This is a genomic window from Corynebacterium ihumii, assembly GCF_028609825.1.
GTDB classification, from domain to species: domain Bacteria; phylum Actinomycetota; class Actinomycetes; order Mycobacteriales; family Mycobacteriaceae; genus Corynebacterium; species Corynebacterium afermentans.
Genome location: NZ_CP063190.1, coordinates 1,926,261 through 1,946,168, shown reverse-complemented (window position 1 = coordinate 1,946,168; position 19,908 = coordinate 1,926,261). Strand labels below are relative to the sequence as shown.

Annotated in this window: 21 protein-coding genes; 20 read left to right on the top strand and 1 reads right to left on the bottom strand. The window is 65.9% G+C overall.

From position 1 onward, the window contains the following. The first annotated feature begins 82 nt into the window (after positions 1-82). On the top strand, positions 83-898 hold the full coding sequence (locus CIHUM_RS09515; protein WP_051106516.1) for a hypothetical protein: 816 nt from the start codon (positions 83-85) through the stop codon (positions 896-898). A gap of 254 nt (positions 899-1,152) precedes the next feature. Here the strand turns inward: CIHUM_RS09515 and CIHUM_RS09510 are convergent, their stop codons facing one another. Next, on the bottom strand, positions 1,153-1,686 hold the full coding sequence (locus CIHUM_RS09510) for an inorganic diphosphatase (protein ID WP_035000102.1): 534 nt from the start codon (positions 1,684-1,686) through the stop codon (positions 1,153-1,155). 74 nt (positions 1,687-1,760) lie between these two features. Here CIHUM_RS09510 and dacB point away from each other — a divergent pair, with 74 nt between their 5' ends. The 19 genes from dacB (at position 1,761) to CIHUM_RS09415 (ending at position 19,790) form a co-directional block, all read left to right on the top strand. Continuing rightward, positions 1,761-3,014: a D-alanyl-D-alanine carboxypeptidase/D-alanyl-D-alanine endopeptidase gene (gene dacB, locus CIHUM_RS09505; protein WP_035000101.1), complete on the top strand. Its 1,254-nt coding sequence runs from the start codon at positions 1,761-1,763 to the stop codon at positions 3,012-3,014. Beyond that, on the top strand, positions 3,014-3,922 hold the full coding sequence (tilS, locus tag CIHUM_RS09500; RefSeq protein ID WP_273680209.1) for a tRNA lysidine(34) synthetase TilS: 909 nt from the start codon (positions 3,014-3,016) through the stop codon (positions 3,920-3,922). The genes dacB and tilS overlap by 1 nt, the downstream gene beginning before the upstream one ends. Before the next feature lie 232 nt (positions 3,923-4,154). Continuing rightward, entirely contained in the window at positions 4,155-4,424 is a 270-nt protein-coding gene (locus tag CIHUM_RS09495) for an antitoxin (protein WP_035000098.1), read from the top strand. Beyond that, complete coding sequence (locus CIHUM_RS09490; RefSeq protein WP_035000097.1) at positions 4,424-4,825, top strand: type II toxin-antitoxin system VapC family toxin; 402 nt, start codon at positions 4,424-4,426, stop codon at positions 4,823-4,825. Before CIHUM_RS09495 ends, CIHUM_RS09490 begins: the two co-directional genes overlap by 1 nt. A gap of 113 nt (positions 4,826-4,938) precedes the next feature. After that, positions 4,939-5,538, top strand: coding sequence for a hypoxanthine phosphoribosyltransferase (hpt, locus tag CIHUM_RS09485; protein ID WP_035000096.1), 600 nt, complete (start codon positions 4,939-4,941; stop codon positions 5,536-5,538). A gap of 11 nt (positions 5,539-5,549) precedes the next feature. Next, positions 5,550-7,835 (top strand): ATP-dependent zinc metalloprotease FtsH, encoded by a 2,286-nt coding sequence (gene ftsH, locus CIHUM_RS09480; protein WP_051106515.1) that lies wholly within the window; start codon positions 5,550-5,552, stop codon positions 7,833-7,835. Next, positions 7,828-8,403, top strand: coding sequence for a GTP cyclohydrolase I FolE (gene folE / locus CIHUM_RS09475; protein WP_035000094.1), 576 nt, complete (start codon positions 7,828-7,830; stop codon positions 8,401-8,403). The genes ftsH and folE overlap by 8 nt, the downstream gene beginning before the upstream one ends. Before the next feature lie 3 nt (positions 8,404-8,406). Beyond that, positions 8,407-9,249 carry a dihydropteroate synthase gene (folP, locus tag CIHUM_RS09470; RefSeq protein WP_035000093.1) on the top strand — a complete coding sequence of 281 codons (843 nt, stop codon included), beginning with the start codon at positions 8,407-8,409 and terminating at the stop codon, positions 9,247-9,249. Further along, a complete protein-coding gene (gene folB / locus CIHUM_RS09465; RefSeq protein WP_035000092.1) occupies positions 9,242-9,613 on the top strand; it encodes a dihydroneopterin aldolase in 372 nt (123 codons plus the stop codon). Before folP ends, folB begins: the two co-directional genes overlap by 8 nt. A 3-nt stretch (positions 9,614-9,616) precedes the next feature. Further along, positions 9,617-10,075, top strand: a complete 459-nt coding sequence (folK, locus tag CIHUM_RS09460; protein ID WP_035000091.1) for a 2-amino-4-hydroxy-6-hydroxymethyldihydropteridine diphosphokinase — start codon at positions 9,617-9,619, stop codon at positions 10,073-10,075. After that, positions 10,072-10,539: a DUF3180 domain-containing protein gene (locus CIHUM_RS09455; RefSeq protein ID WP_035000089.1), complete on the top strand. Its 468-nt coding sequence runs from the start codon at positions 10,072-10,074 to the stop codon at positions 10,537-10,539. Before folK ends, CIHUM_RS09455 begins: the two co-directional genes overlap by 4 nt. Before the next feature lie 10 nt (positions 10,540-10,549). Next, positions 10,550-11,359, top strand: coding sequence for a DUF6779 domain-containing protein (locus tag CIHUM_RS09450; RefSeq protein ID WP_035000303.1), 810 nt, complete (start codon positions 10,550-10,552; stop codon positions 11,357-11,359). Further along, the gene (locus CIHUM_RS09445; protein ID WP_051106514.1) at positions 11,360-12,061 is read left to right on the top strand and encodes a 6PGD fold domain-containing protein; all 702 of its coding nucleotides are present in this window, start codon (positions 11,360-11,362) and stop codon (positions 12,059-12,061) included. After that, entirely contained in the window at positions 12,062-12,853 is a 792-nt protein-coding gene (locus tag CIHUM_RS09440) for a pantoate--beta-alanine ligase (RefSeq protein WP_035000086.1), read from the top strand. It begins immediately after the preceding gene. Between the two features lie 20 nt (positions 12,854-12,873). Then, the gene (locus CIHUM_RS09435; protein ID WP_035000085.1) at positions 12,874-14,133 is read left to right on the top strand and encodes a protein kinase family protein; all 1,260 of its coding nucleotides are present in this window, start codon (positions 12,874-12,876) and stop codon (positions 14,131-14,133) included. A 16-nt stretch (positions 14,134-14,149) separates the two neighbouring features. Beyond that, positions 14,150-15,661: a lysine--tRNA ligase gene (gene lysS, locus CIHUM_RS09430; RefSeq protein WP_035000082.1), complete on the top strand. Its 1,512-nt coding sequence runs from the start codon at positions 14,150-14,152 to the stop codon at positions 15,659-15,661. Between the two features lie 79 nt (positions 15,662-15,740). Then, the gene (locus CIHUM_RS09425) at positions 15,741-17,810 is read left to right on the top strand and encodes a glucose PTS transporter subunit IIA (protein ID WP_051106513.1); all 2,070 of its coding nucleotides are present in this window, start codon (positions 15,741-15,743) and stop codon (positions 17,808-17,810) included. Next, entirely contained in the window at positions 17,803-19,494 is a 1,692-nt protein-coding gene (gene ptsP, locus CIHUM_RS09420) for a phosphoenolpyruvate--protein phosphotransferase (protein WP_035000081.1), read from the top strand. Before CIHUM_RS09425 ends, ptsP begins: the two co-directional genes overlap by 8 nt. Then, positions 19,491-19,790: a CHY zinc finger protein gene (locus tag CIHUM_RS09415; protein WP_074432071.1), complete on the top strand. Its 300-nt coding sequence runs from the start codon at positions 19,491-19,493 to the stop codon at positions 19,788-19,790. The genes ptsP and CIHUM_RS09415 overlap by 4 nt, the downstream gene beginning before the upstream one ends. Positions 19,791-19,908: the final 118 nt, after the last annotated feature.

Here is a 19,908-nt window from a genome sequence, read left to right as displayed (position 1 = left end):
AGTGGGGACAAAGTGTGTAAACTCTCAACCAATGCTTGAGGTTCAACCTCTCAAGTTTCCCCGAGTCTCCTAGGAGCCCGTCATGTACCGCCCCACCCGTGCCGCCGCCGTCGCCACCGCTGCAGCCGCAGCGCTGCTTGCAGTGCCGGTCGCCGCAACCGCTGAAGATCTGCCGGCCGAAACCACTGATGTGAGCGGCGAGCAGTATTTCCTCAACGAGGAAGGCTCTCACTACGTGCGCACGCTCCAGGAGGCGGCGCAGCCGTACGCGCAGCTGGATAGTGGCCAGCAGGAGCGTGCGGTCGCCGTTGCGGATGCCGCCGTTGCCGGGCTGATCGGTTCTGGTGTGATCCGCGATCAGCCGGCCGACCAGCCGACGGGCGAGCCGGTTCCGACGGATCCGGAAACCACCGAGACCCCGGCCGAAGCTTCCGCCGAGACTCCCGTCGAAGCCCCGTCCCCGGACAACGCACCGGAGGAGCCGCTCGGCGCCGAGGACGTGAACCCGGCAAGCGACACTCCCGTCGCCCACGGCCTAGTGAAGTTCCCGCCGGTGCTCACCCTGGATGGCAAGACGTTATTCCTGAACAAGGACGGCCACACCTTCGTTGCCGATGTCACCCGCGTCAACGCGGACGTCAGCCCGGAGGAGGCTGCGGACTCTGAAGCGATGATTCGCGCAAACGCGGGCGAGATCGGGCGTCAGGGGCTTGAGGCGGCTCGTGCTGCGGGCGAAGCTGCCGTCGAGAGCCAGATCGCGAGCCCGTACGCCGCACCTGCCCGAGGCCTGGAGGCGGAGACTGGTTCCAACACCGTCGCCCGCGCACTGTTCGCGCTTGTGTTGGCTGGCGCCCTGGGTGCGGGGTTCTTTGCGTTCGCTCGTCGCCGCCTGGTTTAGACGCGCATATTCGCACTAGCTGGGGTTGCTGCTAGACGATCCGCACTAAGCCAAAGCATTTGCCCAGGTGATGTTGGGAATCATTGCCTATAAAGCGCGGATCGTCTAGTAAGTCGGGGGGTGCTGCTAGACGATCCGAGCGTGGGAGGGGAGTCGTGCAGAAAGAACACCGGCAGAAACCTCAAACCCGCGCAAGCACGAAAAAGCCGGGCCGGCTCCTAGAGCGGGCCCGGCTTTAGCCGTCGATAAGCAAATTAGTTGACGGTTTTGGCGTCCTTGTCGGCCTCGAGGCCCTCGCGAGAGTTGTCGCCGACGCGCTTGAACTCGTCGAGCGCCGCCTTGAGGATCTTCTCCGCCTCAGCCTTGTCGCCCCAGCCGGAACCGGAGACTTCCTTGTTCGGCTCGAGATCCTTGTAGTGCACGAAGAAGTGCTCGATCTCGTCCTTGACAAAGTCGGAGACGTCGGAGATGTCCTGGTAGGACTCGTAGCGGACGTCGTCGATGACGCAGAGCAGTTTGTCGTCGCCGCCGGCCTCGTCGGTCATCTTGAACACGCCGATCGGACGCGCGATCACGGTCACGCCCGGGAAGACGGGCTCCGGGGTGATCACGAGGGCGTCGAGCGGGTCGCCGTCATCGGCAAGCGTGTTGTCGATGAAGCCGTAATCCGCCGGGTACGCCATCGGGGTGAACAGGTAGCGGTCGAGGAAGACGCGACCGGTCTCGTGGTCGACCTCGTACTTGTTGCGGGAACCCTTGGGGATCTCGATGATGACCTCGATAGCCATTACTTCTCCTTTATTCGATGCCTGAGTTCAGTGAATGTCCGCACGCCATCATACTTCGGCTACCATCTTGGCCGATGAAGGTATGGACTTGGGCCGCAGGCGCCGTCGCGCTCGCCGCGGTCGGCGGTGTCGCGGGCTTCGGCATCGCGGCGCACGAGCAGCTCTCGGAGATCACGCACGCGCCGCCGTATGAGCTGCAGTCGGCCCCGCAGGCGCTCGAGCCGGCGACGCCTTCGCCTATCGACGCCACTTCGCTCGAAACGGCCCTAGCCTCATTCGCCGACAACCCCGACCTGGGCACCTTCCACGGCCACGTGACGCAGGCGAGCAGCGGCGACGTGGTGTTCGACCGCGCCTCCGACGAAGCGCTGACACCGGCGAGCGTGACGAAGGTGCTCACCGCGTCAGCGGCGCTTTTGAGCCTGGGCTCGCAAGACCGCATCACCACCGAGGTGGTGCGCGGCGCGAACCCGGGGGAGGTGGTGATCAAGGCCGCCGGCGACGTGTGGCTGGACGATGACGCCATGGACGAGCTAGCGCAGCAGGTGGGGCAAGCCGACACGGTGCTCATTGACACTTCCGCCTGGGAGGGCATGCCGGAGCTGATGCCGGGCTGGGACCCGCTGGACATCGACGGCGGGTTCGTCGCACCCCTGCAGCCGGCGATGCTTTCCGGCGGGCGTTTGAACGGCGAGACCTCCGGGGATGTGGCCCGCTCCCACACCCCGGCGCTCGAAGTGGCGCAGGCGCTGGCCGAGCGCGTCGGCGCGCAGAACGTCGGCGTCGGTGCTGCGGACGGCGAAGTCGTCGCCGCGGTGGAGTCGCCGACGCTGGTGGAGCGGCTCGAGCTGATGATGAAGAACTCCGACAACGTCTACGCTGAGGCCATCGGGCGCGAAGTGGCGCTGGCGCGCGGCACCACGGACGCGCCGGGGGCGACCTTGAGCGTGCTGGAAGAGCGCGGCTTCAACACCGCCGGGCTGGTACTGCGCGACAACTCCGGGCTGTCCGCGGACAATCTCATCGCGCCGAAACTTTTGGACGCGGTGCTGTACGACGCCACCTCCATGCCCGAGCTGCGCCCCCTGCTTTCCGCGCTGCCGGTGGCCGCCGGCGAGGGCACGCTTTTGGACCGCTACGGCGACCTCCCGGGCCGCGGCTGGGTGCGCGCGAAGACCGGCACGCTCGACGGCACGGCGTCGCTGGCCGGCACCGTGACCAGCGTGAACGGCAACGTTTACACGTTCGCGCTGATCTGCAACGACGCCGACGTCCTCGCCGCGCGCCGCGCCATGGACGAGTTCACCTCCGCGCTACGCGAGTTCTGATGGAGCCGTTCTGGCCGCGCCGCTCGCCGCACTTTCTCGCTTGTCGACGAGCGCTCCGCCCCTTCGGTGGCCCCGCCATCATCGGACTGTCCGGCGGTCCTGACTCGCTGGCGTTGGCCGCCGCGGCAGCAGCAGAAAACAAAGACGTCCGCTGCATGGTGGTAGACCACGGGCTCCAAGACGGGTCGGCCGAGGTTGCCGAGCGGGCAGCGCAAGCGGTTGAGGCTTTTGGCCTGGTCGCGGAGGTCGTGCGTGTTGAGGTAGCTCCGGGCAACGTTGAAGCCGCCGCACGTAGTGCCCGGTACGAGGCGCTGTTGGCGTACGGGGCTGATGTCTGGGTCGGCCACACCGCCGACGACCAGGCGGAAACGCTCCTGCTTGGCGCGCTGCGCGGCAACCCATCCGGCATGACCCCGCGCAACGGGCGCGTCGTCCGGCCGTTTCTGGGGATCCGCCGCGCGGACACCGTCGGCGCCTGCGAGGAGATCGGCCTCGAGCCGTGGCACGACCCGATGAACGCCGACCCCGCCTTCCGCCGCGTGGCGATGCGAAGACAGGTGCTGCCGCTGCTCAGCGAGCTTCTCGGCGGTGACGCCGTGCCGGCGATCGCCGCCACCGCTGACCGGATTGCGGCGGACCAAACCCTGATTGCGTCGCTGACGGACCTCGCGCCGACCACCTCCTGCGCGGAGTTGGCGGAAGATGCGGGGCCGATCCGAAGGCGTCGATTAGCTGCATGGCTTTTGGAGCAGGGTGTTCCGGTGCAAGGCGACCAGCTCGACGCGGTGGAAGCCTTGGTCGTCGATTGGCACGGGCAAGGGCCCGTCGCTGTCGCGGGCGGGCGCGCGGTCGTGCGTGAGGGTGGACAGCTGGCTATTTTGGGGGAAATCCAAGGTGGATATAAGTAAAGAGGGGCTCTGCCACTGAGCTACACCACCAAGGTGGGCCGGGAATCGAACCCGAGTCTCCCTCTTTCGTGGAAATCTTGGTCGTGAACCAACGGAGTCTCTCTCGGAATTCCTGCACGCGATCATCGCATGGTTGCTCAAAAGTTTGCAACGGTTCGCTGAAAAGGAAGCTGACCCTTGTGTAACTGATCCGCTATGTATATTCTTTGCGTATATACATGGGAGGTGCAGAATGGTCAGGGCAACAACGCGGGTCTTTAAGTCTGGAAATAGTCAAGCGGTGCGAATTCCGTCGCGGTATCGGCTGGACACTGACGAGGTGACCATCGAGCGGGTCCCGGAAGGGTTGCTGTTGCGCCCCGTTGAAGAGTCGATGAGCCATGTGGTTCGCCGCCTTCGAGATTTTCAAGCTGCGCATGGCATTGAAGGCGGCATTCTCGAAGATTGCGACGGGCTTTTGGATGACGCTGTGCTCAGCGACGATGAGGCCGGGCTGGACTGATGTACCTGCTGGATACGAATGTTTGGATCGATATCGAGCGGGGACAGCAGGAGAAAGTAATCGAGCGGTTCCTCGCAGTACTGCCGGGCGCAGTGCGACTTTCCACCGTTGTGCTTGGTGAGCTCTACGTCGGGGCCGCTCGATCACGTGACCCCGACCTCGCGCGGCAAACAGTGAATATGTTGGTCAGCGGCTTTGGCCTGTGCGAGATTGATGAGCGCGCTGCTCACCATTACGCGGAGGTGACCGCTGACCTGGCGAGGCGCGGAAAACTCATCGGGACGAATGACCGCTGGATCGCCGCACAGGCGTTGGCGGGTGATTTCATGTTGGTGACCGCGAACACAGGTGAATTCTCGCGCGTGAAAGGTCTGCGTTGCCTGGACTGGCGTCGCGGCTGACCCGAACCCCGCAGATGGTTGTACCTACCGCCTGGCAGGTGGCAAGATGTGGAAGTTACGCGCACGTAAACGCAAATTGAAGCGCTAAGACCGCGAGAGGGAAGGGCCAGCCCATGACCGAGTTGCACGACAAGAAGGACTTCAACGTCCCAGCGAACCGCTACGGCGATGACGTCGAGGCGATTCTGATCCCGGAAGATGTGCTCCAGGAGCGTATCCAGGAGCTGGCGGACATGGTCTCGGAGAAGTACCGCGACTCGGACGAAGATCTGATCCTGGTGTGCGTGCTCAAGGGCGCGGTGTTCTTCCTCACCGACTTCGCGCGCAAGCTGACCATCCCGGCAGAAATGGAGTTCATGGCCGTGTCGTCCTACGGCAACTCCACCACGAGCTCCGGCGTGGTGCGCATCTTGAAAGACCTGGACAAAGAGATCGCCGGCCGCGACGTGCTCGTGGTGGAAGACATCATCGACTCCGGCCTGACCCTGTCCTGGCTGCTGCGTAATCTTCGCAACCGGAACCCGAAGAGCCTCGAAGTCGTTACTCTTCTGCGCAAGCCGGAGGTGCAGACGGCCAAGATTGATCTGCTGGACATCGGCTTCGATATTCCCAACGAGTTTGTCATCGGCTACGGCCTGGATTACGCCGAGCGTTACAGGGATCTGCCGTATGTGGGCACGCTGCACCCGCGCGTGTACTCGGACGCTGACTAGAACAAAGGTTTATGAGCAAAAATAAAAAGGTTTTGCGGTGGGGCGTCATTGGCGCCATCGCGTTGATCGTCCTCTACCTGCTCACGTTGATCGGGGACGATTCCCGCGCCTACCAGCGTGTGGACACCTCTGTGGCGCTTGAACAGCTGCAGAACCACAATGCGGAAGAGGTGCAGATCGACGACCGCGAGCAGCGCGTGCGCATAGACCTGCGCGAACCGATCACCGTGGACGAGCGCGAGGGCGTCGAGGCGATTTCCGCCCAGTACCCGGCACGCACCACCCCGGAGATTTTCGGCGCGGTGCGCGAATCCGGCGCGGACAAGTACGAGACGAACGTGACGCAGGAATCCTTCCTGATGTCCATGCTCGGATTTATGCTGCCGATGATCCTGGTCTTCGGCCTGATCTTCTACTTCATGTACCGCATGCAGGCGGGCGGCGGCGGGCCGTTCGGCATCGGCGGCTCGAAGGCGAAGCAGCTGACCAAGGACAACCCGACTAACACGTTCGCGGACGTCGCCGGCGCCGACGAGGCGGTGGACGAGCTGCACGAGGTGGTGGACTTCCTCACCGACCCGACCGTGTACGAGGAGCTCGGCGCGAAGATCCCACGCGGCGTGTTGCTATACGGCCCGCCCGGCACCGGTAAGACGCTCCTCGCGCGCGCCGTGGCAGGCGAGGCGGGTGTGCCGTTTTATACCATCTCCGGCTCCGATTTCGTGGAGATGTTCGTCGGCGTGGGTGCCTCCCGTGTGCGCGACCTGTTCAAGCAGGCCCGCGAGAACAGCCCGTGCATCATCTTCGTCGACGAGATCGACGCGGTGGGCCGCCAGCGCGGCTCCGGCATGGGCGGAGGCCACGACGAGCGCGAGCAGACCCTCAACCAGTTGCTGGTGGAGATGGACGGCTTCTCCGGCCGCGAAGGCGTGATCCTAATCGCGGCGACGAACCGCCCGGACATCCTGGACCCGGCGCTGCTGCGCCCCGGCCGCTTCGACCGCCAGATCCCGGTGACCAACCCGGACATCGCAGGCCGCGCCCAGATCCTCAAGGTGCACGCCAAGAACAAGCCGCTTGCAGACGACGTCTCGCTCGACGCCCTGGCCAAGCGCACCGCCGGCATGTCCGGCGCTGATCTGGCCAACGTGCTCAACGAGGCCGCGCTGCTGACCGCCCGCATCGGCGGCAACGTGATCACCGCGGACGCCCTGGAGGAGGCCACGGACCGCGTCATCGGCGGCCCGCGCCGCTCCAGCAAGGTCATCTCCGAACACGAGAAGAAGGTCACCGCCTACCACGAGGGCGGCCACACCCTCGCCGCCTGGGCGCTGAAAGATATTGAGCGCGTGTACAAGGTGACCATCCTCGCCCGCGGCCGCACCGGCGGCTTCGCCATGACCGCCGACGAGGACGACAAGGGCATGTACACCCGCGACGAGTTGTTCGCCCGCATGGTGTTTGCCATGGGCGGTCGTTCCGCCGAGGAGCTGGTCTTCGGCGCGCCGACCACGGGCGCGTCCAACGACATCGAGCAGGCGACGAAGATCGCCCGTGCGATGGTCACCGAGTACGGCATGACCTCCACGCTCGGCCCGGTGAAATACGGCCAGGAGCAGGGCGATCCGTTCTCCGGCCGGGGCTCTGGCGGCTCCCTGGAGTACTCGCCGGCGGTGGCGGCCAAGATCGACGAGGAGATGCAAATGCTTCTCGACGAAGCGCACAAGGTCGCCTACACCACCCTCGAGCGCTACCGCGACGAGCTGGACACCCTGGCCTCGAAGCTCCTGGAGAAGGAAACGCTGCGCCGCGGCGATCTGGAGGCCATCTTCGACACCGTCGAGCCGGTCCGGCCGCCACTGCCGGCGCACGACGCGCGCTTCGGGCGCCAGACGGACCGCGAGCCGGTGAAGACCCCGGTGGAGATTGCCAAGGAGCGCGGCGAGGAGCCGCCGAAGCGCTTCTCCATCCTGGAGGCATCCAAGGCCACCCGCGAGCGCCGCCGCAAGGAACGCGAGGCTGAGCAAAACCCGGAGCCGAAGAAGGGCTCCACCCGCTGGCAGCAGCCGAAACCCAACGAGCCGCAGTACGGCGGCCCGAAGCCGCCGGAGGGCTGGACGTACAAGGGAGCGCCGAAGCAGGACCAGCCCCAGCAGCACCCGGGCACCCGCAACTACCCGACGGAAAAGACCGAACAGATCGGTTTCCGCCTGCCGGAGAACGAGCGGCCGGATGCGGAGACCGCCCAGTTGCCGCGCGAGGAGCGCGCGCCGAAGCACAGGAGGGACGATGACTAACGCGAACTTCGACCGAGAGCGCGCCGAGGCCGCCGTGCGCGAGCTGCTCATTGCGGTCGGCGAAGACCCGGACCGCGAGGGCCTGGTAGAAACCCCGGCCCGCGTCGCGCGCGCCTACGAGGAGGTCTTTGCGGGCCTGCACGAGGATCCGAAGGTGCACCTGGAGAAGTCGTTCTCCGAGAACCACCGCGAGCTGGTGCTCGTGCGCGACATCCCGATCTACTCCACCTGCGAGCACCACCTGGTGCCGTTCTACGGCGAGGCGCACATCGGATACATCCCCGGCCCGGAGGGCAAGGTCACCGGCCTGTCCAAGCTGGCGCGGGTGGCGGACATGTACGCGAAGCGTCCGCAGGTGCAGGAGCGGTTGACGGCGCAGATTGCGGACGCGATCGTCGAGAAGCTCAATGCTTCTGCGGTTATCGTGGTCATCGAGTGCGAGCACCTGTGCATGGCCATGCGCGGGATCCGCAAGCCGGGCGCGACCACCACCACCTCGGCGGTGCGCGGCGGCTTCCAGAACAACGCCGCCTCCCGCGCGGAAGTGCTGAGCCTGATTAGGGGATAGAAGATGACTACCGTTGCCGATCTGACCGTGCCGGGGCGCACGAGTGTGATGGGCATTGTCAATGTCACGGAGGATTCGTTTTCCGACGGCGGCAGGTGGCTCGCAACGGACGACGCCATCGCGCACGCCCACGAGCTGGTGCGCCTGGGCGCGGACATCATCGACGTCGGCGCGGAATCGACCCGCCCCGGCGCGACCCGTGTCCCCGCGGAGGTGGAGGCGGAGCGCATCCGCCCCGTGATTCGTGCGCTCCACGCCGACGGGATCCGCACCTCCATCGACACCATGCGCGCCGCCACCGCCCTGGCAGCGGCCGAGGAGGGCGTGGACCTGATCAACGACGTCTCCGGCGGCCTCGCCGACGCGGACATGTACCGCGTGATGGCGGAGACGAAGCTCCCGGTGTGCCTGATGCATTGGCGCGCGGACGCCTTCGTCAACGCCTCCGGCGCGGCGGATCACGGCGGCGACGTGGTGGGGGATGTGCACGAGGTGCTGGCGGAGCTCGTCGATAGGGCGACCGCTGCCGGGGTGGCGGAAAGCCAGATCACCCTGGATCCGGGCCTGGGCTTTGCCAAGACGGCCGCGGACAACTGGGCGCTGCTCAACTCGCTGCCGGAGTTCATCGCGAGCGGGTTTCCCATCCTCGTCGGTGCGTCGCGAAAGCGCTTCCTCATGGAGGTGCGGCAGCAGCGTGGCCTTGAGCATTCGCCTATCGACGCCGACCCGGCCACCGCGGCAGTCACCGCCCTTGCCGCCCAGGCTGGTGCCTGGTGCGTGCGGGTGCACGAGGTGGCGGTCTCGCGCGACGCGGTAGACGTGGCAGAAAGGTGGAAAAATGGCTGACCGGATTGAGCTCAAAGGCCTCGCGTTCCACGCCAACCACGGCGTGCTCGAGCACGAAACCGAGTTCGGGCAGGCGTTTTCTCTGGACATCACGTGCTGGCTCGACTTCGCGGGCGCGGCTAAGGACGACGACCTGACGCAGACCGTCAACTACGCGGAGCTGGCGGAAACAGCGTTGCGCATCGCCGGCGGCACCCCGCGCCAGCTGATTGAGACGGTGGCGGTGGAGATCGCAGAGACCGCCATGCGCAGCTACGACGCGCTGCACGCCGTGGAAGTCACTCTGCACAAGCCGCACGCGCCGATCCCGGCGGTGTTCGACGACGTCGCGGTGGTTGCCCGCCGCTCCCGGAAGCGGATGTAGCCGATGCGTGCCGTGCTGTCTTCCGGGTCCAACATGGGCGACGCGCGCGCCCACCTGCAGACGGTGGCCGACGAGTTCGCTGGCGAGACCCTCGCCGCGAGCTCCATCTACGCCACCGCGCCGTGGGGAAACACCGACCAGCCGGACTTTCTCAACCAGTCCCTGCTTGTGGACGTGGACGACACCCCGCACGAACTTCTGGCCCGCTGCCAAAAGCTGGAGCAGCGTGCCAACCGCGTCCGCGATCAGCGCTGGGGTCCGCGCACGTTGGACGTGGACATCGTCTGGATCGAGGGCTACACCAGCGATGACCCGGAGCTGACCGTTCCACATCCGCGCGCGCACTTGCGCCAGTTTGTGCTCGAGCCCTGGCTCGAGATGGATTCGGGGGCGGAGATGCACGGAGCGTCGATAAGCGAGCTGCTTGACAACCTCGAGGACCAGGGGGTGCGCAAGCTATGAAGCGCACGCCGTACGAAGGGTTGATCGCCGTCGCCGGGTTCTGCGCGGCTGCGGCGGTGATCCTGGTGCGCCGGTTCTATAACCTGCTGGAATCGCTCAGCATGGTGGTGCCGCTGTCACTGTGGGTGATGGCAGTCATCGCCACCTGGCTCGCGCTGGTGGTGCGCAAGCGCCGCAAGGAGGGCAAGGTCGGGCTGGACCGCAGCCAGCTCAACCCCATGCAGGCGGCGAATTTCATGGTCTTTGGCAAGGCGTGCGCCTGGGCCGGCGCGGTCTTCGGCGGCCTGTACGGCGGCACGCTGAGCTTTGTGGTGACAAAACTTGGCGTGCTCGAGGCGGCGCCCGGCGATGTTCCGCCGCTGACCGCCGGCACCCTGGGCGGAATCGCTCTGTGCGTGGCTGGCATCTGGTTAGAGAAAAACTGCGAGGTGTCGCCGCCCAACGAGGGCCAAGGCGTTAGCTAGAGTGTTGGGCATGAGTGCCCAGAATGCGTCCCCAGACCGCGCGAGCCTGTGGGTCATCGTGCCTTTTGTGGTCGCTGTCATCGGCACCGTGGTCATGCTGTTCACCAACTCCGCCAACGCGTTGAAGGTCGCGCTGATCTTCGCGCTGTGGGCTGGTGCCGCCGGGATCCTGATCAACTCCAAGGTGCGCCGTGACCGCGACGCCGCTACGTCTGAGGCCGCGGCCGCCGAGCAACGCATCCAGGAGCAGGAGCGGCGCCACCGGGAAGAGCTCGAGGCCCGGCCGAGTGGGTCTTCCGTGGACGTGGAGACGCTGCGCGAGCTGCAGGAGCAGATCCAGGCGCTGCGCGCTCAGCTGGAGGAGCTCAACGGCCGCGTCTTCGAGTACGAGCCCGCCGCGGTGCAGGCTCGCGCGCGCCGCATCAGCGAGCTGGAGTCGAAGTCAGGGCCAACTCCAGAACCAGAACCGACGCCAGAGCCGCAGCCGCAGCCGGCGCACAGCCCCTCCACGGACGACACCGTTGTGATCAGTCGCGTGCGCCCCTCCCGCCCGACGGGTGCGCCGAGCTCGGACGCGATTGCGGGCCGCATCGGTACCCAGCCGTCCGCGCGCCCGGCGCGCAACCCGCTGTCCGACTTGATCAACGAGCGGGAAGCGGAGAAGGCGAAGGCAGAACCCGCCCCGGAACCAACCCCAGAACCCACCCCGGAACCGGCGCCCGAGCCGAAGCCCGAACGTCGTTCTGGCCGCCGCCGCGCCGATGAGCGGGGAGAGGGCTCGGTTTCCGTCGCCGAGCTGCTCGCTCGCCAGGGGAAGTAGATGCCGCCTCGCCTGTTGGTGGGGGCGGTGTTCGGCGTCTCGCCGCTTGCGGAGCGCTTCGAGCGTGCCGGCCACACGGTGCGTGCGCTGGACATCGACAATGACCCCGGCGCAATCGCGCACGTGGACCTTGTGCTTCTCGACGCCCCTTCGGCCGACATCCGTACCGCCTGCGAAACCCTCGCCGACCACGCCCGGCCGCGGCAGATGTTTCTGCACACCGCGCTGGACGAGGGCCAGCAGCTGCTCGACGACGTGGAGACCGCCCAGGCGATCACAATGTGCGCCCACAACATCTTCGACAACGTGTGGGTGACCTCGGCCGCCGACGAGCTCGGCGAGACGGTGGTGGGGTTGCTCATCACGGAAATTGGCGGGGTGAGCTTGCGCATTAACGACGACGCACGCCCCGCGATCGCCGCCGCCCAGGAGCTGCGGGCAATGGAATCCGTCATCCGCGACGACGCGCAGGCGATCCTCGCTGAGGCAGTACCGGGGTTCGACGCGGTGGCGCAGCAGTTCTTCCAAGCCCCGCCGGCGCCACGGCATGCGCACGACACGCAGCAGCTGGATCAGCTCGTCGAGTCGCTGTCGGATCCGGGCGTTCGCCGTCTGTTTGTTGATCTTGTGCGCAGGCGTGGTGAGGTGGACCAGGACACCGACACCGAGCTATGGGTGATTCAGAAATACGAGGGAGGATAAATGGCTTTTGAACCAGGCCAGGCAGTGGTGGTCACCGACGAGGAGCGCTTGGCCACCTACGGCCGGGCGTTTCGCAAGATTGGCAAGTCGGTGGTTGTGGTTCCACTGGGCGCGGACATCCACGGCGGGCACGTGGAGCTCATCCGCGCGGCGAAGTCGCTGCTCGGCTCCTACGTGGTGGTCACGTTCTCAGGCGACGAGGTGCCCGAGGTATTCGCCCGGGAGAAGGTGGACGTGGTCTTCCACGGTGAGCTGGCCACGACCGTGCGGGTGGATTCCGGCGTGGAACCGCTGGAAGACCCGCAACTCACCCAGAAAGAGGTTGCGCGGATCCTCGCCGCGATCAACGCGGCCCACGCCACGGATGTGGTGCTGGGGGAGAAGGACTTCGAGGTGCTGGTGGCAACTCAGTACGCGGTGTCCGGGCTGCGCATGGAGTGCAAGCTCCACAGCGTGCCCACGGTGCGAACCCCGGATGGGTTGGCGCTGTCGAACAGGAACGCGCTTGTCGCCGTCGATAAGCGGGAAGCTGCGCTTGCGCTCTCGGCCGCGCTGACAGCCGGCGCGCACGCCGCGGAGCACGGAAAAGCGAAAGTCCTGGAAACCGCCCGCGGTGTCCTGGAGGCCGCAGGCGTCACCCCGACGTACCTGGAGCTGCGCGATCTAGCGATGCGCGAGGCACCCGCAGAGGGCGACGCGCGCCTGCTCGGAGCGGTGGATCTGGGCGGGGTGCACCTGATGGACAACGTGGGTCTGCCGCTGGGGGTCGGCTTCAAACACGTTGAAGCATGACACCCGGTAGACTCTCGCGCATGTCCAACGCCACCATCGCCGGAATGCTCGCAGAACGCTTCGGGTTCACCTTCACCCCGGAGCAGGTTGCGCAAACCGGAAGCACCGAGACGTCCACGCTCTACACCGCCACCGACGACACAGGCCACGGTGTTGAAGTGGAGGTCTTTAGCGCCCCCGTGGATTCCGCGATCAGCGACGAAGTCAACACCCTGAACTCCCGCCTCGCGCTGGCTGCCCACCCGGGCGCCTTCCAGCCGCGCAGCGTGGGCACCACCGAGGACGGCAAGCTGTTCGTCCTGCGTGAGGCACCCACCGGTACCCCGCTGTCGGAGCTGATTGCGAAGAAGGGCGCCACGTTCACCCCGCAGGAGGTGCGCGACCTGCTCGCCCCGGTGGCCGAGGCGATCGACGATTACGACTTGAAGGGCCTGTCCGGCTTCGTCTCGCGCTCCATCACCCCGGAGCGCCTCCTGGTGCAGCCGCAGTGGTCCACCACCCCGGTCAAGCTCACCCTTGTGGGGCCGAGCACCGACCCGGCGCAAAGCGACGAGGCGGCAGCGAAGGGCAACGTGGACAAGTTTGCCAACGTGGTTGCGCTGATGACCGGCGACGAACCGCGCGCCGGGGCGCGCACCTGCGCCGGCGTACTGGAGACCGCCCCGGCCGAGCACGTGGCCATTGCAACGCCCGACCAGTCCGTTGCGCCGCGTCCGCAGGACGGCTACCGCAAGCCGCCGGAGCCCTACGCCTACGGCACGGACGGCAACTACGTGCGCACGGTGCCGACGAAGCAGAAGCAGAAGACTGCGCCGTGGCCGTGGATTATCGCCATCCTCGCGCTGCTGCTGATCGCGCTGGCGGCGCTGTGGTACTGGAGCACCCACCGCGGGGAAGAGTGGTCCGGCGCGGAGGCACAGATCGCGGAAGATTACCCAAAGGTTGTCTCTGAGCGCGCAGGCCAGAAGGGCTGGAAGGACCTTGCCTGCGAGCCGGGCTCGCTGGACACCGACCAGGTGGGCAAGATCCGTTGCGCAAATGATGAGCTGGGTGTTTCAGTCGCGCAGTACGCTTCCGTGTCTGACCGCGACGATGCGGTGCCGGACCCGAGTGAGGCCGTGGTCCTGGGCTCCGGCGAGTGCACGATTTACTCTCACGAGCTGCCGGAGGCTAACCCGCCGGCGTACGTGATGACGCCGCAGGACAAGCCGGAGTACCTGTTCATCGTCAATGGTTTCGACGCGGAGAACCAGCGACTGGACCTCCCGGTGTGCGAATAAGCTACGATTATTCGCCGTGACTACGCAGGACTTTTCAGAGCAGCAGCAAATCCGCCGGGAGAAGAGGCAGAGGCTTATCGACGAAGGGCGGGACGCCTACCCCGTCGAAGTCGATCGCACTACGTCTCTGAAGGACCTTCGCGCCAAGTATGACGGCACGCTGGAAGCGGGCGAGGAGACGCAGGACGAGGTCGCCGTTGCCGGCCGCATTATGTTCCAGCGCAACACCGGCAAGCTGTGCTTTGCCACCCTGCAGGAGGGCGACGGCACGCAACTGCAGGTCATGCTTTCTCTGGCTGAGGTCGGTGAAGAGGCGCTGGGTCAGTGGAAGGCCGATACGGACCTGGGCGACATCGTCTCCGTGCGTGGCCGGGTCATCTCGTCGCGTCGCGGCGAGCTGTCCGTGATGGCGAAGTCCTGGCACATGGCCTCGAAGTCGCTCAACCCGCTGCCGGTGGCGTTCGCGGACATGAACGAGGAGCAGCGGGTGCGCCGCCGCTACACCGACCTGATCATGCGCGAGGACGCGCGCACCAATGCCATGACCCGCATCAAGGTCATCGCTGCTGTGCGCAAGTACCTCACGGGTCTGGACTTCGTCGAAATTGAGACGCCGATGCTGCAGACGCTGCACGGCGGTGCTGCGGCACGTCCGTTTGTTACCCGCTCCAACGCGCTGGACATTGACCTGTACCTGCGCATCGCACCGGAGCTCTTCCTCAAGCGTGCTGTGGTCGGCGGCATCGAGCGCGTCTTCGAGATCAACAGGAACTTCCGCAACGAGGGCGTGGATTCCTCCCACTCCCCGGAGTTCACCATGCTGGAGACTTACCAGGCGTGGGGCACCTACAAGGACGGCGCGGCCACCATGAAGGGGCTTGTGCAGTTCTGCGCCGAGGAAGTCTTCGGCTCCCAGAAGGTCACGCTCGCGGACGGCACCGAGTACGATTTCGGCGGCGAGTGGAAGGTCCTGGAGATGTACCCGAGCTTGAACGAGGCGCTGCAGCGCAAGTTCCCGGGACAGCCGGAAGTGACCATCGACACCGACGTGGACACGCTCAAGGGCATCGCGGAAACCATCGGCATGAAGGTGCCGGAAAACGCCGGCTGGCTGCACGGCAAGCTTGTGGAGGAGATCTGGGAGGAGCTGTGCTCCGACCAGCTCTACGAGCCGACCTTCGTGGTCAACTTCCCGGTGGAGACCTCGCCGTTGACCCGCGACCACCGCGAAAAGCCGGGCGTGACCGAGAAGTTCGACCTGTATGTCCGCGGCTTCGAGCTGGCCACCGGCTACTCCGAGCTGGTTGACCCGGTGATCCAGCGCGAGCGCTTCGAGGACCAGGCCCGTCTGGCTAGCGCCGGCGACGACGAGGCGATGCAGCTCGACGAGGACTTCCTCGCCGCGATGGAGCAGGGCATGCCCCCGACAGCCGGTTGCGGCATGGGCGTGGACCGCCTGCTGATGGCCCTGACCGGCCTGGGCATTCGCGAGACCGTCCTCTTCCCGATGGTGAAGCCGGAGGCCTAAACCGGGCAGTTGTGTGTGGTGGTTATAACCAACTAAAGTTTGGTGCGATCAATCTTTTGTGATTGGAAGGAGCACCAGCATGGCCACCACCAAGGCAAGCCTGCAGGATCAGGCTGCCGATATCCTCGCCGGCGTCGGCGGGGCGGACAACATCGCGTCCATGACGCACTGCGCAACGCGTCTGCGCTTCGAACTTCACGACGTCTCCCTGGCCGACAAGGACCGCCTCGAAGCAAACCCGAAGGTGATGGGTGCGGTCCCGCAGGGCGGCAGCCATTACCAGGTCATCGTCGGTGGCGACGTGGCCAGCGTGTACAACGTGATGAACCGCCTGCCGGAGATGGCCGGCCGCGACGTGTCCAACGAGGACCTCAAAGCCCAACAGCGCGACAAGGCCAAGGGCAAGGTCCCGTGGCTGGACGCGTTCTTCGAGTATTTGTCGGATTCCTTCCGCCCGATTTTGGGCGTGTTGCTCGGTGCGTCGCTGATCATCGCCTTCGCGGCGTTCTTGGATGCGTTCGGCATCGTCGACTTCCGCGCGGAGGTAAAGACCCCGGGTTGGCAGTTCGTGGACGCCATGTGGAACTCCGTGTTCTTCTTCCTGCCGGTCGCGGTGGCGTACAACGCGGGCAAGAAGCTGGACATTGACCCGTGGGTGCCTGCCGCCATCATGTTGGCGCTGTTCACCCCGGATTTCATCGACCTAAAGGAGCACCCCGACGCGCGGGTTATTGATCTCTTCGGTGCGCCGACCGACGTCGTTGACGTGTTCGGCCTGCCCATGATCCTCAACGGCTACAACGGCAACGTGTTCGTGCCGCTGATCATGGCCGCGGTCGCCGCATTGCTCTACAAAGGCCTGCAAAAGATCATCCCGTCCACGGTGCACATGGTCTTCGTGCCGTTTTTGACCATGCTGATCATGATCCCGGTGACCGCGTTTCTCATCGGCCCGTTCGGCTACCTGCTCGGCGCGTGGATCGGCACCGGCCTGGCCTGGATGAACGGCAATGCGCCGTTCATCTTCGCCCTGCTGATCCCGATGCTGTACCCGTTCCTGGTGCCGCTTGGCCTGCACTGGCCACTCAATGCCCTGATGCTGGTCAACATTGACACCCTGGGCTACGACTTCATCCAGGGCCCGATGGGTGCGTGGAACTTCGCCTGCTTCGGCGCCACCGCCGCTGTACTCGCGCTGTCCATCCGCGACCACGACCCGCTCATGCGCCAGACCTCCGGTTCCGCGCTCGCGGCCGGCCTGCTTGGCGGCATCTCCGAGCCGTCGCTCTACGGCATCCACCTGCGCTTTAAGAAGATCTACCCGCGCATGCTGGTGGGTTGCTTCGCCGGTGGCCTCACCATCGCCATCCTGGGCACCCCGTTTGGCGGCGTGAAGACGAACGCGTTCGTGTTCACCTCGCTGCCAACCATGTTCGTGTTTGACCCGATGTGGGTGTACATGCTCGCCATCGCGGTGGCGTTCTTCACCTCCTTCTTCATCATCCTGGTCACCGACTACCGCACCCCGGAAGAGAAGGCCGACGCGCTTGCCCGCGCTGCCGCGGCCCGGAACGCCGATGAGGACGAGGAAGCCGAGATGGTTGAAGACGAGGTCACGGCAGTTGATGATCCGGCGAAGGAGCGGGCGGAGCTGACGTCGCATAGCAATGCGAACGCAACTGTGCTCGCCCCCATCGCCGGCGAGGTTGTCGCGATGGAAGCGCTGTCGGATGCAGCATTCGCCTCCGGCGCCCTCGGCCAGGCGGTCGGCGTTACCCCCGAAAACACCACGCTCACCGTGGTCGCTCCGGCGGCCGGCAAGGTGATTTCCGTGGCCAAGACGGGCCACGCCTACGGCATCAAAACCGACGATGGTGTGGAGCTTCTGGTCCACATCGGTGTGGACACGGTCAAGCTTGGCGGCGAGGGTTTCACCCTGCTGGCAGAAAAGAAGCAGCTGGTGGAGGCGGGTGATCCGCTGGCGGAGGTGGACTTCGCCGCAATCGCCGGCCGCGGCGTGGACACGACGGTTATCACTACAGTGGTGAACTCGAAGAAGCTCGGCGGCGTCAGCGACGTGGCTGACGGAGTTGTCGCCGCCGGGGATCCGGTACTCGAGGTCACAACTGAGGTGAACACGGATGTCTAACCGCACCGTCCTGCACGGCATTGGCGTATCGGCCGGCACCGCGTCTGGCCCGATCGCCGTGGTCATGCCGGCAGTGGGTATCGACGAGCACGAGCCCGCCTCCACGGATCCGACAGCCGACAGCGAGCGCATTCGCACTGTGCTTAACGACGTTGCAGCTTCGCTCTCCGCACGCGCCGAGCACGCCAACTCGGACTCGGCGAAGGCCGTGCTGGAGGCGACCGCGGGGCTGGCAACCGACAAGGGCCTCATCCGCGGCATCGACAAAGAGCTGAAGAAGGGCACCGGCCCGACGAAGGCGATCCACGACGCGGTGGAGCTCTACGCCAACAAACTGCGCAAGATTGGCGGATACATGGCGGAGCGTGTGACCGACCTTTACGACATCCGCGACCGCGCCACAGCTCGCCTGCGGGGACTGCCGGAGCCGGGAATTCCGGACCTGACCGAGCCGTCCATCCTGATCGCGCACGACCTCGCGCCGGCGGAGACGGCGACGCTGGATAAAAACCTCGTCCTCGGCATCGTCACCGAGGCGGGTGGCGCGACCTCACACACCGCCATCCTGGCCGCGCAGCTGGGCATCCCGTGCGCTGTGCAGGTCAAGGGCATCGCGGAGGCGACTGTGGACGCTCCGCTGGTTGCCCTCGACGGCGGCGTCGGCGAGGTCATCGTCGCACCGAACGCATCAGACGTGGAGGAACTCGAGGAACGCTCCCGCCGCCGCGCAGCCGCCTTGGCTGGCTCCTCAGGCGAGGGCGCGACCCGCGACGGCCACAAGGTGAAACTGCTGGCCAACATCGGCACCGCCGAGGACGCCGCAAAGGCAGCGGGCTACGACCTCGAAGGCTCCGGCCTGTTCCGCTCCGAGTTCCTCTTCCTCGACCGCGACTCTGCGCCCAGCCTGGAAGAGCAGACCGAGACCTACACGAAGGTGCTCGAAGCCTTCGGCAGCCGCCGCGTGGTGGTGCGCACCCTGGACGCGGGCGCAGACAAGCCGCTGTCGTTCGCGGATCTTGGTGAGGAAGAGAACCCGGCGCTGGGCCGTCGGGGCCTGCGCCTCTCGCAGGCACGCGAGGACCTCTTGGACACGCAGCTGGAGGCGCTTGCCGCAGCAGGAAAAAATGTGCCCGACTCCGAGCTCTGGGTCATGGCGCCGATGGTCGCCACCGTGGAGGAAGCCAAGTGGTTCGCCGAGCGCGCCCGCGGCACCGGCCTGACGAAGGTCGGTGTGATGGTGGAAACCCCGGCGGCCGCCATCCGCGCCGGGCAGGTGTTGGAGGAGGTGGACTTCGCCTCCATCGGCACCAACGACCTGTCGCAGTACACGATGGCCGCCGACCGCATGCAGGGCGAGCTGGCGGAGCTGCTCTCGCCGTGGCAGCCCGCGGTGCTGTCTATGATCCGCGAGACTTGCCGTGGCGGCGAAGCCACAGGGAAACCGGTCGGCGTGTGCGGCGAGGCAGGCGGCGACCCGCTCATGGCGCTCGTGTTGGTGGGCCTCGGTGTGAAGTCCCTATCCATGGCCCCGGGTAAGGTCAACGCCGTGCGCGCCGCGCTGCGCCTGCACGACTTCGACACCTGCCGTCAGATGGCCAACTTCGCCGTTGATGCCCGAACAGCGAAGAGCGCACGCGAGGCTGTGCTGAACCTCGCCGATCCGGTGCTGCAGGATCTGCTCTGATCCACGGAATCGCCGTCGATGGGCAAGGGCGTTGCGCTCACTGGCACTCTGAGCGCGACGTCGTTGCCAACACGTGCGGGGCCTGCGAGAAACTGTGGGCCTGCTCGCTATGCCACGACGAGTTGGCTGATCACGGTTTCGTGCCCGTCGATAGGCAACTGCCCTCCGTGATGTGCGGCGCGTGCGGGCGCATGATGACGCATGCAGAATACGGCGCGTCCTGCCCCTCGTGCGGGCACCCTTTCAACCCGGGCTGCAAGGCCCACGAGGATGTGTATTTCCGACCTGTTCGCTAAGGGTGAACATCGCCTCTCACCTGCGATTATCGGCGACCATGCGGGTATGCGCGAACAAACCAGGGAAGTGATGTCGGACCCCGGCGTTATGGTGGTGGACAACTGATTTAGGAAAGAA

Coding starts and splice junctions, on each gene's coding strand:
- CIHUM_RS09515 (WP_051106516.1), top strand. CDS start 83: ATGTACCGCCCCACCCGTGCCGCCGCCGTCGCCACCGCTGCAGCCGCA.
- CIHUM_RS09510 (WP_035000102.1), bottom strand. CDS start 1,686: ATGGCTATCGAGGTCATCATCGAGATCCCCAAGGGTTCCCGCAACAAG.
- dacB (WP_035000101.1), top strand. CDS start 1,761: ATGAAGGTATGGACTTGGGCCGCAGGCGCCGTCGCGCTCGCCGCGGTC.
- tilS (WP_273680209.1), top strand. CDS start 3,014: ATGGAGCCGTTCTGGCCGCGCCGCTCGCCGCACTTTCTCGCTTGTCGA.
- CIHUM_RS09495 (WP_035000098.1), top strand. CDS start 4,155: ATGGTCAGGGCAACAACGCGGGTCTTTAAGTCTGGAAATAGTCAAGCG.
- CIHUM_RS09490 (WP_035000097.1), top strand. CDS start 4,424: ATGTACCTGCTGGATACGAATGTTTGGATCGATATCGAGCGGGGACAG.
- hpt (WP_035000096.1), top strand. CDS start 4,939: ATGACCGAGTTGCACGACAAGAAGGACTTCAACGTCCCAGCGAACCGC.
- ftsH (WP_051106515.1), top strand. CDS start 5,550: ATGAGCAAAAATAAAAAGGTTTTGCGGTGGGGCGTCATTGGCGCCATC.
- folE (WP_035000094.1), top strand. CDS start 7,828: ATGACTAACGCGAACTTCGACCGAGAGCGCGCCGAGGCCGCCGTGCGC.
- folP (WP_035000093.1), top strand. CDS start 8,407: ATGACTACCGTTGCCGATCTGACCGTGCCGGGGCGCACGAGTGTGATG.
- folB (WP_035000092.1), top strand. CDS start 9,242: ATGGCTGACCGGATTGAGCTCAAAGGCCTCGCGTTCCACGCCAACCAC.
- folK (WP_035000091.1), top strand. CDS start 9,617: ATGCGTGCCGTGCTGTCTTCCGGGTCCAACATGGGCGACGCGCGCGCC.
- CIHUM_RS09455 (WP_035000089.1), top strand. CDS start 10,072: ATGAAGCGCACGCCGTACGAAGGGTTGATCGCCGTCGCCGGGTTCTGC.
- CIHUM_RS09450 (WP_035000303.1), top strand. CDS start 10,550: ATGAGTGCCCAGAATGCGTCCCCAGACCGCGCGAGCCTGTGGGTCATC.
- CIHUM_RS09445 (WP_051106514.1), top strand. CDS start 11,360: ATGCCGCCTCGCCTGTTGGTGGGGGCGGTGTTCGGCGTCTCGCCGCTT.
- CIHUM_RS09440 (WP_035000086.1), top strand. CDS start 12,062: ATGGCTTTTGAACCAGGCCAGGCAGTGGTGGTCACCGACGAGGAGCGC.
- CIHUM_RS09435 (WP_035000085.1), top strand. CDS start 12,874: ATGTCCAACGCCACCATCGCCGGAATGCTCGCAGAACGCTTCGGGTTC.
- CIHUM_RS09425 (WP_051106513.1), top strand. CDS start 15,741: ATGGCCACCACCAAGGCAAGCCTGCAGGATCAGGCTGCCGATATCCTC.
- ptsP (WP_035000081.1), top strand. CDS start 17,803: ATGTCTAACCGCACCGTCCTGCACGGCATTGGCGTATCGGCCGGCACC.